At 60.6% G+C, this 15,225-nt stretch carries 12 protein-coding genes; all 12 read left to right on the top strand.

Features of this window, described 5'->3' with window-relative positions:
* Nucleotides 1-62: 62 nt before the first annotated feature.
* The 12 genes from purB to nuoH all read left to right on the top strand — a co-directional run bounded on the left by purB (nt 63) and on the right by nuoH (nt 15,219).
* Nucleotides 63-1,433, top strand: a complete 1,371-nt coding sequence (purB, locus tag ACS5Q8_RS17860; protein ID WP_247397111.1) for an adenylosuccinate lyase — start codon at nt 63-65, stop codon at nt 1,431-1,433.
* Nucleotides 1,434-1,517: 84 nt separating this feature from the next.
* Complete coding sequence (locus ACS5Q8_RS17865) at nt 1,518-2,687, top strand: ribosomal protein uL16 3-hydroxylase (RefSeq protein WP_276197514.1); 1,170 nt, start codon at nt 1,518-1,520, stop codon at nt 2,685-2,687.
* Nucleotides 2,680-3,102: a GNAT family N-acetyltransferase gene (locus ACS5Q8_RS17870; protein WP_465159285.1), complete on the top strand. Its 423-nt coding sequence runs from the start codon at nt 2,680-2,682 to the stop codon at nt 3,100-3,102. The genes ACS5Q8_RS17865 and ACS5Q8_RS17870 overlap by 8 nt, the downstream gene beginning before the upstream one ends.
* Before the next feature lie 244 nt (nt 3,103-3,346).
* Nucleotides 3,347-4,084 (top strand): secretin N-terminal domain-containing protein, encoded by a 738-nt coding sequence (locus ACS5Q8_RS17875; protein WP_426100842.1) that lies wholly within the window; start codon nt 3,347-3,349, stop codon nt 4,082-4,084.
* Nucleotides 4,085-4,576: 492 nt separating this feature from the next.
* Nucleotides 4,577-5,902, top strand: a complete 1,326-nt coding sequence (aceA, locus tag ACS5Q8_RS17880) for an isocitrate lyase (protein WP_276197512.1) — start codon at nt 4,577-4,579, stop codon at nt 5,900-5,902.
* A 655-nt stretch (nt 5,903-6,557) separates the two neighbouring features.
* Complete coding sequence (locus ACS5Q8_RS17885; protein ID WP_003219575.1) at nt 6,558-6,971, top strand: NADH-quinone oxidoreductase subunit A; 414 nt, start codon at nt 6,558-6,560, stop codon at nt 6,969-6,971.
* A gap of 10 nt (nt 6,972-6,981) precedes the next feature.
* Nucleotides 6,982-7,656 (top strand): NuoB/complex I 20 kDa subunit family protein, encoded by a 675-nt coding sequence (locus tag ACS5Q8_RS17890; protein ID WP_003219572.1) that lies wholly within the window; start codon nt 6,982-6,984, stop codon nt 7,654-7,656.
* 72 nt (nt 7,657-7,728) lie between these two features.
* Entirely contained in the window at nt 7,729-9,513 is a 1,785-nt protein-coding gene (gene nuoC, locus ACS5Q8_RS17895) for an NADH-quinone oxidoreductase subunit C/D (protein ID WP_276197511.1), read from the top strand.
* A 2-nt stretch (nt 9,514-9,515) separates the two neighbouring features.
* Nucleotides 9,516-10,013, top strand: coding sequence for an NADH-quinone oxidoreductase subunit NuoE (nuoE, locus tag ACS5Q8_RS17900; protein WP_017848059.1), 498 nt, complete (start codon nt 9,516-9,518; stop codon nt 10,011-10,013).
* Complete coding sequence (gene nuoF, locus ACS5Q8_RS17905) at nt 10,010-11,365, top strand: NADH-quinone oxidoreductase subunit NuoF (protein ID WP_276197510.1); 1,356 nt, start codon at nt 10,010-10,012, stop codon at nt 11,363-11,365. Before nuoE ends, nuoF begins: the two co-directional genes overlap by 4 nt.
* Before the next feature lie 135 nt (nt 11,366-11,500).
* Nucleotides 11,501-14,215 (top strand): NADH-quinone oxidoreductase subunit NuoG, encoded by a 2,715-nt coding sequence (gene nuoG, locus ACS5Q8_RS17910; RefSeq protein WP_276197509.1) that lies wholly within the window; start codon nt 11,501-11,503, stop codon nt 14,213-14,215.
* Entirely contained in the window at nt 14,212-15,219 is a 1,008-nt protein-coding gene (nuoH, locus tag ACS5Q8_RS17915; RefSeq protein WP_088426354.1) for an NADH-quinone oxidoreductase subunit NuoH, read from the top strand. Before nuoG ends, nuoH begins: the two co-directional genes overlap by 4 nt.
* Nucleotides 15,220-15,225: the final 6 nt, after the last annotated feature.

Below are 15,225 nucleotides of genomic sequence, written 5' to 3' on the forward strand. Positions count from 1 at the left end.
GGCGGATTTTTTCATGTATGATACGCGCCCCATTTCGTTGCCCGACTGTCCGAGAACACCCCATGCAGCTCTCTTCGCTCACTGCGGTTTCCCCTGTTGACGGCCGCTACGCCGGCAAGACCCAGGCCCTGCGCCCGATTTTCAGTGAATACGGCCTGATCCGTGCCCGCGTACTGGTTGAAGTGCGCTGGCTCCAGCGCCTGGCCGCTCACCCTGCCATCAGTGAAGTGCCGGCGTTCTCCGCCGAGGCCAACGCTGCATTGAACACGCTGGCGGAAAACTTCTCTCTGGAGCACGCCGAGCGTGTCAAAGAGATCGAGCGCACCACCAACCACGACGTCAAAGCCATCGAATACCTGCTCAAAGAGCAAGCGGCCAAGCTGCCGGAACTGGCCAAGGTCAGCGAATTCATCCACTTTGCCTGCACCAGCGAGGACATCAACAACCTGTCCCACGCGCTGATGCTGCGCGAAGGCCGTGATGACGTGATGCTGCCGCTGATGCGCCAGACCGCCGAAGCCATCCGCGAACTGGCGATCCGCTTCGCCGCTGTGCCGATGCTGTCGCGCACCCACGGTCAACCAGCCTCGCCGACCACCCTGGGCAAAGAACTGGCCAACGTGGTGTACCGCCTGGAGCGCCAGATCGCTCAAGTCGCTGCCGTCCCGCTGCTGGGCAAGATCAACGGCGCCGTAGGCAACTACAACGCCCACCTGTCGGCCTACCCGGAGATCGACTGGGAAGCCAACGCCCGCGCCTTCATCGAAGACGAACTGGGCCTGGGCTTCAACCCGTACACCACGCAGATCGAACCGCACGACTACATCGCCGAGCTGTTCGACGCGATTGCGCGCTTCAACACCATCCTGATCGACTTCGATCGCGATGTCTGGGGCTACATCTCCCTGGGCTACTTCAAGCAGCGCACCATTGCCGGTGAAATCGGTTCGTCGACCATGCCGCACAAGGTCAACCCGATCGACTTCGAGAACTCCGAAGGCAACCTCGGCATCGCCAACGCGCTGTTCCAGCACCTGGCCAGCAAGTTGCCGATCTCCCGCTGGCAGCGAGACCTGACCGACTCCACCGTACTGCGCAACCTCGGCGTGGGCTTTGCCCACAGCGTGATCGCCTACGAAGCCAGCCTCAAAGGCATCAGCAAGCTGGAACTCAACGAGCAGAAAATCGCCGCTGACCTGGATGCATGCTGGGAAGTACTGGCCGAGCCGATCCAGACCGTGATGCGCCGCTACAACATCGAAAACCCCTACGAGAAGCTCAAAGAGTTGACGCGCGGCAAAGGCATCAGCCCTCAAGCACTGCAAACTTTCATCGACGGCCTGGACATGCCCGCCGCTGCCAAGGCCGAGCTGAAACTGCTCACCCCGGCCAACTACATCGGCAACGCCGTGGCCCAAGCCAAACGCATCTGATCATAGCAAGCCCCTTTGAGACGCCCGGCCGCGCCGGGCGTTTTTATTTCAGTCTGAAAAGTGCTTTTTTTCAATAGGTTACACATGAATCCTGATATCCCTCTTCAACTTCTGGGCGGCATCACGGCACGGGAATTCCTGCGCGACTACTGGCAGAAAAAACCGCTGCTGATCCGCCAGGCCATTCCTGACTTCGAAAGCCCGATCGATGCCGATGAACTGGCCGGCCTGGCCCTGGAAGAAGAAGTCGAGTCGCGCCTGGTGATCGAACACGGCGAGCGTCCGTGGGAACTGCGCCGCGGTCCGTTCGCCGAAGACACCTTCAGCACCCTGCCCGAGCGCGAGTGGACCCTGCTGGTGCAGGCGGTCGACCAGTTCGTGCCGGAAGTCGCCGAACTGCTCGAGCAGTTCCGCTTCCTGCCTAGCTGGCGCATCGACGACGTGATGATCAGCTTCGCCGCGCCCGGCGGCAGCGTGGGCCCGCACTTCGATAACTACGACGTGTTCCTGCTGCAAGCCCATGGCAAGCGCAACTGGAAGATCGGCCAGATGTGCAGCTCTGAAAGCCCGATGCTGCAACACGCCGACCTGCGCATCCTCGCCGAATTCGAAGAGAGCGCCGAATGGGTGCTGGAACCGGGCGACATGCTCTACCTGCCGCCACGCCTGGCCCACTACGGCATTGCAGAAGATGACTGCATGACCTACTCGGTAGGCTTCCGCGCGCCTAGCGCTGCCGAAGTGCTAACCCACTTCACCGACTTCCTGAGCCAGTACCTGACCGACGAAGAGCGCTACACGGACGCCGACATTCAGCCGGCCAGCGACCCGCACCAGATCCAGAGCGACGCCCTCGACCGTCTCAAAAGCCTGCTGGCCGAGCACATGAGCGACGAGCGCATGCTGCTGACTTGGTTCGGCCAGTTCATGACCGAGCCGCGCTACCCGGAACTGGTCGCAGGCCCAGAAGAGCTGCAGGAAGAAGACGTGGTCGGCAGCCTGGAAGACGGCGGCGTACTGATCCGCAACCCAAGCGCGCGCATGGCCTGGTCCGAAGTGGACGACGACCTGCTGCTGTTTGCCAGCGGCCAGAGCCGTTACCTGCCCGGCAAATTGCGCGAACTGCTGAAAATGATCTGCGCAGCCGAAGCCCTGCACATCGACAACCTCGGTGAATGGCTGGCGGACGAAGATGCCCGCGACCTGCTGTGCGAACTGGTCAAGCAAGGAAGCCTGGGGTTTGCCGATGAATAGGATTCACGTAAGTGTCGCGGACTGGCATAAGGATATCGCCGAGATTCGGCGCATTCGTGAAGCGGTATTTATCGCCGAACAATCGGTTCCACCGGAACTTGAATGGGATGCAGATGACGCGGACGCCGTGCATTTCCTCGCGTTCGAGGGCGACTTTCCGATTGGCACCGCACGCCTGCTGCCCAGCGGCGAGATCGGCCGCGTGTCGGTCCTCAAGGACTGGCGCGGGCTGAAAGTCGGCGACAAGCTGATGGAAGCGGTGATTGGCGAAGCCGAAAAACGCGGCCAGCGCAAACAGTTCCTCAGCGCACAGGTCTATGCTGCGCCGTTCTATGAGCGACTGGGCTTCAAGATTGTCAGCGAGGAATTCCTTGAAGTCGGGATTCCGCACGTCGATATGGTGCGCGAGGGCTGATCCTAGACCGCGTCGCGGCTATCGGGGGCAAGTCGAATCGTCGCACCGCCCCTCCCACACTTGACCGCATTCCAAGGGATGTCTCGGTCAAAATGTGGGAGGGGGCTTGCCCCCGATAGCTATTTCAGCAACACCAAAAATACCCTGCCCCGCCAGGGTGTTTTGCCGTCTACGATTCAACTTGCGACCCGCCAGGCCGACAAACTGGCACTATCAAGCCTTATGACTCGCAGAGATAACGGACATGTCCCTACGCACCCTGCTCACCGCCCTCCTCCTGACCGCCAGCTTCACGGCAGTGGCCGACACCGAAGTCGTCAACCTGAGCAACCGCACCAGCGCCGACCTGCTGCCCGTGGCGCAGAACTTCCTCGGCAAGGATGGCACCGTCAGCGCCTACGGCAATCAACTGATCGTCAATGCCGACCCTGCCAAGATCCAGGGCCTGCGCGCCCTGCTCGCGCAACTGGACACACCGGCCAAGCGCCTGCTGATCACCGTCGACACCAACGAAAACAACCAGCAAAACAGTGGCGACAGTCAAACCCGCATCATCAGCTACGGTACCGCCAGCCGCGACGGCGGGATCCAGCAGATCCAGGCCAGTGAAGGCGTGCCCGCACTGATCCAGGTGGGCCAGAGCGTGCCGCTGACCACCACCCAACCCGACGCCTATGGCCGCCCGCAAAACCAGACCCAATACCGCAACGTCACTCAGGGCTTCTACGTGACCGCCAGCGTGACAGGCGACACCGTACACCTGGCGATCAGCACCAACCGTGACCGTATGAGCCAGGAACGTCCCGATGTAGTGAACGTGCAGAGCACCGACACAAGCGTCAGCGGCCGCCTGGGCGAGTGGATTCCGCTGGCCGGCATCAATCGCGAAACCCAGGCCGACAAATCCTCTACAACCCGCACCTACACTACCCAGGGCCGCGACGACCTGACTTTACGCGTTAAAGTCGAGACCTTGAACTGAAGCACCAATAACTGACTGACGAGTCGTATGAGACTAAAGATGTAGTGCCAGAAAAAAAGCACTACAAAACATTTGACGATCCAAAAAAGCATGGGCATGATGGCGTCGCTCCCGCTAATCAGAGGCCCTGGCAAGGGCCTTCGGATCGTCACTCTAAGTTACCCACCTGAGCCGATTCGTGTCTGTACCGCCCACAAGGTGTGTTTGACGAGGTTGCGACTGGAACGAAGTTGTCCCGAGGGACGGAAGCTAACCAGGTAACGCGGCTACACACTGATGGATCGCCCAAAGGCCCACGATGCCCGAAGACCGTTCGCAGTTTGCCCTTACCTGCCCAACTCCCCTCTCGCCCTTCGTTCATCCCGTCGCCTCCCCGCCAGACTTGACTTGAACACCGGTGCTTCTGGTCAGCGAGCAGCCATCCCCACGCACTGTATACGTGGCTGGCAAACGGAATTTTCCACCCAGACCTATGCGACGAGGTTTATCTCCATGGCACTGACACGCGAACAGCAAATTGCAGCCCTTGAAAAAGACTGGGCTGAAAACCCACGCTGGAAAGGCGTGACCCGCGCTTACTCCGCTGCTGACGTCGTCCGCCTGCGTGGCTCGGTTCAACCTGAGCACACTTTTGCAAAACTCGGCGCCGAGAAGCTGTGGAACCTGGTCACCCAGGGCGCCAAGCCTTCCTTCCGTCCCGACAAAGATTTCGTCAACTGCATGGGCGCCCTGACCGGTGGCCAGGCAGTCCAACAGGTAAAAGCCGGTATCCAGGCGATCTACCTGTCCGGCTGGCAAGTGGCTGCGGACAACAACTCCGCCGAATCCATGTACCCCGACCAATCGCTGTACCCGGTGGACTCCGTGCCAACCGTGGTCAAGCGCATCAACAACTCGTTCCGTCGCGCCGACCAGATCCAGTGGAAAGCCGGTAAAGGCCCGGGCGACGAAGGCTACATCGACTACTTCGCACCGATCGTGGCTGACGCCGAAGCCGGTTTCGGCGGCGTGCTGAACGCCTACGAGCTGATGAAGAGCATGATCGAAGCAGGCGCTGCCGGCGTTCACTTCGAAGACCAACTGGCCTCGGTAAAAAAATGCGGCCACATGGGCGGCAAAGTACTGGTACCGACCCAGGAAGCCGTACAGAAGCTGACCGCTGCCCGTCTGGCTGCTGACGTTGCCGGTACACCGACCATCATCCTGGCCCGTACCGACGCCAACGCTGCCGACCTGTTGACTTCGGACTGCGACCCATACGACCAACCGTTCGTCACTGGCGAACGTACCCAGGAAGGCTTCTACAAAGTGCGCGCCGGTCTCGACCAGGCCATCGCTCGCGGCCTGGCCTATGCCCCTTATGCTGACCTGATCTGGTGCGAAACCGCCAAGCCGGACCTGGCAGAAGCCCGTCGCTTCGCTGAAGCGATCAAAAAGGAATACCCGGACCAACTGCTGTCCTACAACTGCTCGCCTTCCTTCAACTGGAAGAAAAACCTGGACGACGCAACCATCGCCAAGTTCCAGCGCGAACTGTCCGCCATGGGCTACAAGCACCAGTTCATTACCCTGGCCGGCATCCACAACATGTGGCACAGCATGTTCAACCTGGCGCACGACTACGCCCGCAACGACATGACCGCCTACGTGAAGCTGCAGGAGCAGGAATTCGCTGACGCCTCCAAGGGTTACACCTTCGTGGCTCACCAGCAGGAAGTGGGCACCGGCTACTTCGACGACATGACCACCGTGATCCAGGGCGGCAGCTCGTCCGTGACCGCGCTGACCGGCTCGACCGAAGAAGAACAGTTCCACTGAGTGACTGAGCAAACGGCCATTGCGGGCCCTATGAAAAGCTAACCGCAATGCCGCTCGATCTATGCCCCGACTGGTTCGGGGCGTTTTTTTGCCCGAAAAAACTCCCCCTGACACCACGCAAATCAAAAATATGGGAGGGGGCTTGCCCCCGATTACGGTGTGTCAGTCAATACTTCGTTGCTGATCCAGCGCAATCAGGGGCAAGCCCCCTCCCACATTGGGAAATGTGCCCAACCTAAAATTTTGGGCAAAACATTGATCCAAAGCGGTATTTTGTTCAGATAAATCGGATAAAAGATCCGCTCCGGCAACTAGCGGTATTCAAGCAAGTAACGACAACTTCCTGTGCCGAACCATGACCATCCGCTTAACGCTCACCCAAACAACATTCATTATCATTTGGACCATGAAAGCGTCGTTACAGGTTAAACAAAACATATTTGATAAAAAGCCCGCTAATGCCCGTAAATCAAGGGCTGCAGCCTCAAGGAGGTGTACTATGTGCTTATTCCACCGAATAATTTCGCTATAGGAATTTTACTTGCCCGGTGTTTAGCCATAAAATCACCGCGATTGATTCCGCTGCGACATATCGTCACTGCATTGTTACTTTTTCGAGCTCAGAGACCTTTGCTCTCTGTTAAGGATTACCAGCATGACCGAAGCGACAGGACTCATGGCCCACAACTGGGGCTTTGCCATTTTCCTCCTCGGTGTTGTCGGCCTCTGTGCCTTCATGCTCGGCGTCTCCAGCCTACTCGGGTCAAAAGCCTGGGGCCGCAGCAAAAACGAACCGTTCGAGTCCGGCATGCTGCCCACAGGTGGTGCCCGCTTGCGGCTCTCAGCCAAATTCTATCTGGTCGCGATGCTGTTCGTGATCTTCGATATCGAAGCCCTCTTTCTCTTTGCCTGGTCTGTGTCCGTCCGCGAAAGCGGCTGGACCGGATTCGTCGAAGCCCTCGTTTTCATAGCAATTCTGTTGGCAGGCCTTGTCTACCTATTTCGAGTGGGCGCCCTTGATTGGGCTCCGGAAGCTCGTCGCAAGCGGCAAGCGAAGCTGAAACAATGAGGCTTTGGCGATGCAATACAATCTCACCAGGATCGACCCGGATGCTCCTAACGAGCAGTACCCCATCGGCGAACGGGAAACCGTTTCCGATCCGTTAGAAGACCAAGTCCACAAAAACATCTACATGGGCAAGCTGGAAGACGTGCTGAGCGGTGCGGTCAACTGGGGGCGTAAAAACTCCCTGTGGCCGTACAACTTCGGTCTGTCCTGCTGCTACGTGGAAATGACCACCGCCTTCACGGCGCCCCACGACATCGCGCGCTTTGGCGCCGAAGTGATCCGGGCATCGCCGCGTCAGGCGGATTTCATGGTTATCGCCGGAACCTGCTTTATCAAGATGGCGCCGATCATTCAGCGTCTCTACGAGCAAATGCTCGAGCCAAAGTGGGTTATCTCCATGGGTTCGTGCGCCAACTCCGGTGGCATGTACGACATCTATTCCGTTGTTCAGGGGGTGGACAAGTTCCTGCCCGTGGACGTCTACGTGCCTGGCTGCCCGCCCCGCCCTGAAGCATTTTTGCAAGGCTTGATGCTGTTGCAGGAATCGATTGGCAAGGAGCGTCGCCCACTTTCCTGGGTTGTCGGAGATCAAGGCGTTTACCGCGCCGAGATGCCGTCACAAAAGGAACAGCGCCGCGAACAGCGTATTCAGGTCACCAACCTGCGCAGCCCCGACGAAGTTTGATCCAGAGCCGCTTCTTTTATAGAACGAAAACCTGGCTTCATTCTTTACGTTGACCGAAAGCGATAAAAAACCATGACTACAGGCAGTGCTCGACGCATCCCGCCTTATAAGGCAGACGACCAGGATGTGGTCGTCGAACTCAATAACCGTTTTGGCCCTGACGCCTTCACCGCCCAGGCCACACGTACCGGCATGCCGGTGCTGTGGGTGGCGCGTGCCAGGCTCGTCGAAGTCCTGACCTTCCTGCGCAACCTGCCCAAGCCATACGTCATGCTCTATGACCTGCATGGCGTGGACGAGCGCCTGCGCACCAAACGCCAGGGACTGCCGAGCGGCGCCGATTTCACCGTGTTCTACCACCTGATGTCGCTGGAACGTAACAGCGACGTGATGATCAAGGTCGCCCTGTCCGAGAGCGACCTGAGCGTCCCGACCGTGACCGGTATCTGGCCAAACGCCAACTGGTACGAGCGCGAAGTGTGGGACATGTTCGGCATCGACTTCCCGGGCCACCCGCACCTGTCGCGCATCATGATGCCGCCGACCTGGGAAGGTCACCCGCTGCGCAAGGACTTCCCTGCCCGCGCCACCGAATTCGATCCGTTCAGCCTGACGCTTGCCAAGCAGCAGCTTGAAGAAGAAGCCGCACGCTTCCGTCCGGAAGACTGGGGCATGAAGCGTTCCGGCACCAACGAGGACTACATGTTCCTCAACCTGGGCCCGAACCACCCTTCAGCGCACGGTGCCTTCCGCATCATCCTGCAACTGGACGGCGAAGAAATCGTCGACTGCGTGCCCGACGTCGGTTACCACCACCGTGGTGCCGAGAAGATGGCCGAGCGCCAGTCCTGGCACAGCTTCATCCCGTACACCGACCGTATCGACTACCTCGGCGGCGTGATGAACAACCTGCCTTACGTGCTCTCGGTCGAGAAGCTGGCCGGCATCAAGGTACCGGACCGCGTCGATACCATCCGCATCATGATGGCCGAGTTCTTCCGGATCACCAGCCACCTGTTGTTCCTGGGTACCTATATCCAGGACGTCGGCGCCATGACCCCGGTGTTCTTCACCTTCACCGACCGTCAGCGCGCCTACAAGGTCATCGAAGCCGTCACCGGTTTCCGCCTGCACCCGGCCTGGTACCGCATTGGCGGTGTCGCCCACGACCTGCCCAATGGTTGGGAGCGCCTGGTCAAGGAATTCATCGACTGGATGCCCAAGCGTCTGGACGAGTACCAGAAAGCCGCCCTGGACAACAGCATCCTCAAGGGCCGCACCATCGGCGTCGCGGCCTACAACACCAAAGAGGCCCTGGAATGGGGCGTCACCGGTGCAGGCTTGCGTTCCACCGGTTGCGATTTCGACCTGCGTAAAGCGCGTCCGTACTCCGGCTACGAGAACTTCGAATTCGAAGTCCCGCTGGCGGCCAACGGCGATGCCTACGACCGTTGCATCGTGCGCGTCGAAGAAATGCGCCAGAGCCTGAAAATCATCGAGCAGTGCATGCGCAACATGCCGGCCGGCCCGTACAAGGCGGATCACCCGCTGACCACGCCGCCGCCGAAAGAGCGCACGCTGCAGCACATCGAAACCCTGATCACGCACTTCCTGCAAGTTTCGTGGGGCCCGGTCATGCCGGCCAACGAATCCTTCCAGATGATCGAAGCGACCAAGGGTATCAACAGTTATTACCTGACGAGCGATGGCGGCACCATGAGCTACCGCACCCGGATTCGTACTCCAAGCTTCCCGCACTTGCAGCAGATCCCTTCGGTGATCAAAGGCGAGATGGTCGCGGACTTGATTGCGTACCTGGGTAGTATCGATTTCGTTATGGCCGACGTGGACCGCTAAGCATGAATAACACGCTTATCCAGACAGACCGTTTCACCTTGAGTGAAACCGAGCGCTCGGCCATCGAGCACGAGCTCCATCACTACGAAGACCCGCGCGCGGCGTCGATCGAAGCCCTGAAGATCGTCCAGAAGGAACGTGGCTGGGTGCCGGACGGCGCCCTCTACGCCATCGGCGAGATACTCGGCATCCCCGCCAGCGATGTTGAAGGCGTGGCCACGTTCTACAGCCAGATCTTCCGCCAACCCGTGGGCCGCCACATCATTCGCGTATGCGACAGCATGGTCTGCTACATCGGTGGTCACGAGTCGGTGGTCAGCGAGATCCAGAACAAGCTGGGCATCGGCCTCGGCCAAACCACCCCGGACGGCCGCTTCACGCTGCTGCCGGTGTGCTGCCTGGGCAACTGCGACAAGGCGCCGGCGTTGATGATCGACGACGACACATTCGGTGACGTGCAGCCTGCTGGCGTGACCCAATTGCTCGAGGGCTACCCATGACCCTGACTTCCTTCGGCCCGGCCAACCGCATCAAGCGGTCGCCCGAGACTCACCCGCTGACCTGGCGCCTGCGTGACGATGCCGAGCCTGTATGGCTCGAGGAGTACCAGGCCAAGAACGGTTACGCGGCTGCGCGCAAAGCGTTTGCCGACATGGCTCAGGACGATATCGTCCAGACCGTGAAGGACGCCGGCCTCAAGGGCCGCGGCGGTGCAGGCTTCCCCACTGGCGTGAAGTGGGGCCTGATGCCCAAAGACGAATCCATCAACATCCGCTACCTGCTGTGCAACGCGGATGAAATGGAGCCGAACACCTGGAAAGACCGCATGCTGATGGAGCAACTGCCCCATCTGCTGATCGAAGGCATGCTCATCAGTGCACGCGCGCTGAAAACCTACCGGGGCTACATCTTCCTGCGTGGCGAATACACCACCGCCGCCAAGAACCTCAATCGAGCAGTGCTAGAAGCCAAGGCTGCAGGCCTGCTGGGCAAGAACATCCTCGGTTCGGGTTTCGACTTCGAACTGTTCGTACACACCGGCGCCGGGCGTTATATCTGCGGTGAAGAAACCGCACTGATCAACTCCCTCGAAGGCCGCCGCGCCAACCCGCGCTCCAAGCCGCCCTTCCCTGCCGCCGTTGGCGTGTGGGGCAAGCCGACTTGCGTGAACAACGTCGAAACCCTATGCAACGTGCCGGCGATCATTGCCGACGGCGTGGACTGGTACAAATCGTTGGCCCGCGAAGGCAGTGAAGACATGGGCACCAAGCTCATGGGGTTCTCTGGCAAGGTCAAGAACCCTGGCCTGTGGGAACTGCCATTCGGCGTGACCGCGCGCGAGCTGTTCGAGGACTACGCCGGCGGCATGCGCGACGGCTACACCCTCAAGGCCTGGCAGCCAGGCGGCGCCGGCACCGGCTTCCTGCTCCCCGAGCACCTCGACGCACAAATGTATGCCGGCGGCATCGGCAAGGTCGGCACCCGGATGGGGACTGGCCTGGCGATGGCGGTGGACAACACTGTGAACATGGTCTCGCTGCTGCGCAACATGGAGCAGTTCTTTGCTCGCGAATCCTGCGGTTTCTGTACCCCGTGCCGCGACGGCCTGCCGTGGAGCGTCAAGCTGCTGATGGCCCTGGAAAAAGGCGAAGGCCGCGAGGGTGACATCGAAACCCTGCTGGGGCTGGTCGGCTTCCTCGGCCCAGGCAAGACCTTCTGTGCTCACGCACCGGGCGCCGTGGAGCCATTGGGCAGCGCAATCAAATATTTCCGCTCGGAGTTCGAAGCCGGCATCGCGCCCACCAGCGCCGCCGTCCCGCCTCTGGCGAGGCCGATCGTAGTCGGCGCGTAACGCTTAAACCGGCGAAGGGTCCGTGCCCCTCGCCTCGTCATGTGCTGACGCCGTCAAGGCTGTGTTGATGCACATGAATAACAAGATTCCATTAGCCACGCCCGCTGACAACGGGCCAACGAAGAACTTTGAACCATGGCCACTATCCACGTAGACGGCAAAGCGCTCGAAGTCGATGGGGCGGACAACCTGTTACAGGCGTGTCTGTCACTAGGCCTCGACATCCCTTATTTCTGCTGGCACCCCGCTCTTGGTAGCGTCGGTGCCTGTCGCCAGTGTGCGGTCAAGCAGTACACCGACGAGAACGACACCCGTGGTCGTATCGTCATGTCCTGCATGACCCCAGCCACCGACAACACCTGGATCTCCATCGACGATGATGAATCCAAGGCGTTCCGCGCCAGTGTCGTCGAATGGCTGATGACCAACCACCCGCACGACTGCCCGGTCTGCGAGGAAGGCGGTCACTGCCACCTGCAAGACATGACGGTGATGACCGGCCACAACGAGCGCCGCTATCGCTTCACCAAGCGCACCCACCAGAACCAGGAGCTGGGCCCGTTCATTTCCCACGAAATGAACCGCTGCATCGCCTGCTACCGCTGCGTGCGTTTCTATAAAGACTACGCCGGCGGCACCGACCTCGGCGTATTCGGCGCCCACGACAACGTGTACTTCGGTCGCGTTGAAGACGGCGTACTGGAAAGCGAATTCTCCGGCAACCTCACCGAGGTTTGCCCAACCGGCGTGTTCACCGACAAGACTCACTCCGAGCGCTACAACCGTAAGTGGGACATGCAGTTCGCCCCGAGCATCTGCCATGGCTGCTCCAGCGGTTGCAACATCTCCCCGGGCGAGCGCTACGGCGAACTGCGTCGCATCGAAAACCGCTTCAACGGTTCGGTCAACCAGTACTTCCTGTGCGACCGTGGCCGTTTCGGCTATGGCTACGTCAACCGCGAAGACCGCCCACGTCAGCCACTGCTGGCCGGCGGCGCGAAGCTGAACACCGACGAAGCCCTGGATAAAGCCGCCGACCTGCTGCGCGGTCGCAACATCGTCGGCATCGGTTCGCCACGCGCCAGCCTCGAAAGCAACTACGCGTTGCGCGAACTGGTCGGCGCCGAACACTTCTACTGCGGTATCGAAGCCGCTGAACTGGAGCGCATCCGCCTGGTCCTGCAAGTGCTGAACGACAGCCCGCTGCCGGTGCCGAACATGCGCGACATCGAAGACCACGATGCGATCTTCGTGCTCGGTGAAGACCTGACCCAGACCGCCGCGCGTATGGCTTTGTCGCTGCGCCAGTCGGTCAAAGGCAAGGCCGAAGCCATGGCCGACGCCATGCGCGTGCAGCCTTGGCTCGACGCCGCAGTGAAAAACATCGGCCAGCACGCGCTGAACCCGCTGTTTATCGCCAGCCTGGCCGAAACCAAGCTCGACGACATCGCCGAAGAATGCGTACACGCAGCGCCAGATGACTTGGCCCGCCTCGGTTTCGCCGTGGCCCACGCCCTCGACGCCAGCGCGCCTGCCGTTGAAGGCCTGGACGCTGAAGCCGTGGCACTTGCCCAGCGCATCGCCGACGCCCTGCTGGCGGCCAAGCGCCCATTGATCATTGCCGGCACCTCGTTGGGTTCCAAGGCGCTGATCGAAGCGGCGGCCAACATCGCCAAGGCCTTGAAGCTGCGCGAGAAGAACGGTTCCATCAGCCTGATCGTGCCGGAAGCCAACAGCCTCGGCCTGGCCATGCTCGGTGGCGAGTCCGTCGACAGCGCCCTGCAAGCCGTGATCGATGGCAAAGCCGACGCCCTTGTGGTGCTGGAAAACGACCTGTACACCCGCACGGATTCGGCCAAGGTCGACGCCGCGCTGAACGCCGCCAAAGTACTGATCGTTGCCGATCACCAGAAGACCGCCACCAGCGAGCGTGCCGACCTGGTATTACCGGCTGCGACCTTCGCTGAAGGCGACGGTACTTTGGTCAGCCAGGAAGGCCGCGCCCAGCGCTTCTTCCAGGTGTTCGATCCGAAGTACATGGACGCCAGCATCCTGGTTCACGAAGGCTGGCGCTGGCTGCATGCCCTGCGCTCGACCCTGCTGAATCAGCCGATCGACTGGACCCAGCTCGACCACGTCACCGCAGCCGTCGCTGCGAGCGCCCCGCAACTGGCGCGCATCGTTGACGCAGCACCGTCCGCCGCGTTCCGCATCAAGGGCATGAAACTCGCCCGTGAGCCGCTGCGTTACTCCGGTCGTACCGCCATGCGCGCTGACATCAGCGTGCATGAACCGCGTACTCCGCAAGACAACGACACCGCGTTCGCCTTCTCCATGGAAGGTTACTCGGGTTCGGTCGAGCCACGTCAGCAGGTGCCATTTGCCTGGTCGCCGGGCTGGAACTCGCCGCAGGCCTGGAACAAGTTCCAGGACGAAGTCGGTGGTCATATCCGCGCTGGCGACCCGGGCACCCGCCTGATCGAAACCCAGGGCGACGCGTTGAACTGGTTCGCCGCCGTACCGCGTCCGTTCAACCCAGCCCAGGGCACCTGGCAGGTTGTACCGTTCTTCCACCTGTTCGGCAGCGACGAGACCTCGTCCAAAGCCGCACCGGTTCAAGAGCGCATCCCGGAAGCCTACGTGTCCGTGGCCAAGTCAGAAGCCGACCGCCTGGGCGTCAACGACGGTGCCCTGCTCAGCTTGACCGTGGCCGGTCAGACCCTGCGTCTGCCGCTGCGCATCAACGACGAGTTAGGCGCCGGCCTGGTTGCACTGCCAAAAGGCATCGCCGGTATTCCACCGTCGATCTTTGGCCAAACCGTTGACGGTCTGCAGGAGGCAGCGCAATGACCTGGTTCACCCCTGAAGTCATCGACGTGATCATTGCGGTCGTCAAGGCCATCGTGATCCTGTTGGCCGTGGTCGTGGCGGGCGCTTTGCTCAGCTTCGTCGAACGTCGTCTGCTCGGCTGGTGGCAGGACCGTTACGGTCCGAACCGCGTTGGCCCGTTCGGCATGTTCCAGATCGCTGCCGACATGCTGAAAATGTTCTTCAAGGAAGACTGGACGCCACCGTTTGCCGACAAGGTGATCTTCACCCTGGCACCGGTGGTGGCCATGAGCGCCTTGCTGATCGCCTTCGCGGTCATCCCGATCACCCCGACCTGGGGCGTGGCGGACCTGAACATCGGCCTGCTGTTCTTCTTCGCCATGGCCGGTCTGTCGGTCTACGCGGTACTGTTCGCCGGTTGGGCCAGTAACAACAAGTTCGCCCTGCTGGGCAGCTTGCGGGCCTCGGCCCAGACCGTGTCCTACGAAGTGTTCATGGGCCTCGCGCTGATGGGCATCGTGGTGCAGGTCGGCTCGTTCAACATGCGCGACATCGTCGAGTACCAGGCGCAGAACCTGTGGTTCATCATTCCGCAGTTCTTTGGCTTCTGTACGTTCTTCATCGCTGGCGTCGCCGTGACTCACCGTCACCCGTTCGACCAGCCGGAAGCGGAACAGGAACTGGCCGACGGTTACCACATTGAATATGCCGGCATGAAGTGGGGCATGTTCTTCGTCGGTGAGTACATCGGCATCATCTTGATCTCGGCCCTGCTGGTCACGCTGTTCTTCGGCGGCTGGCACGGTCCGTTCGGCATCCTGCCGCAGCTGGCGTTCTTCTGGTTTTTCCTGAAGACCGCGTTCTTCATCATGCTGTTTATCCTGCTGCGCGCTTCCATTCCGCGTCCACGGTATGACCAGGTGATGGATTTCAGCTGGCGCTTCTGCCTGCCGCTGACCCTGATCAATTTGCTGGTGACTGCTGCCGTTGTGTTGTTGAACACGCCAGCGGGCGCGGTTCAGTGAGGATTT

Source organism: Pseudomonas sp. PAMC25584, assembly GCF_058135675.1.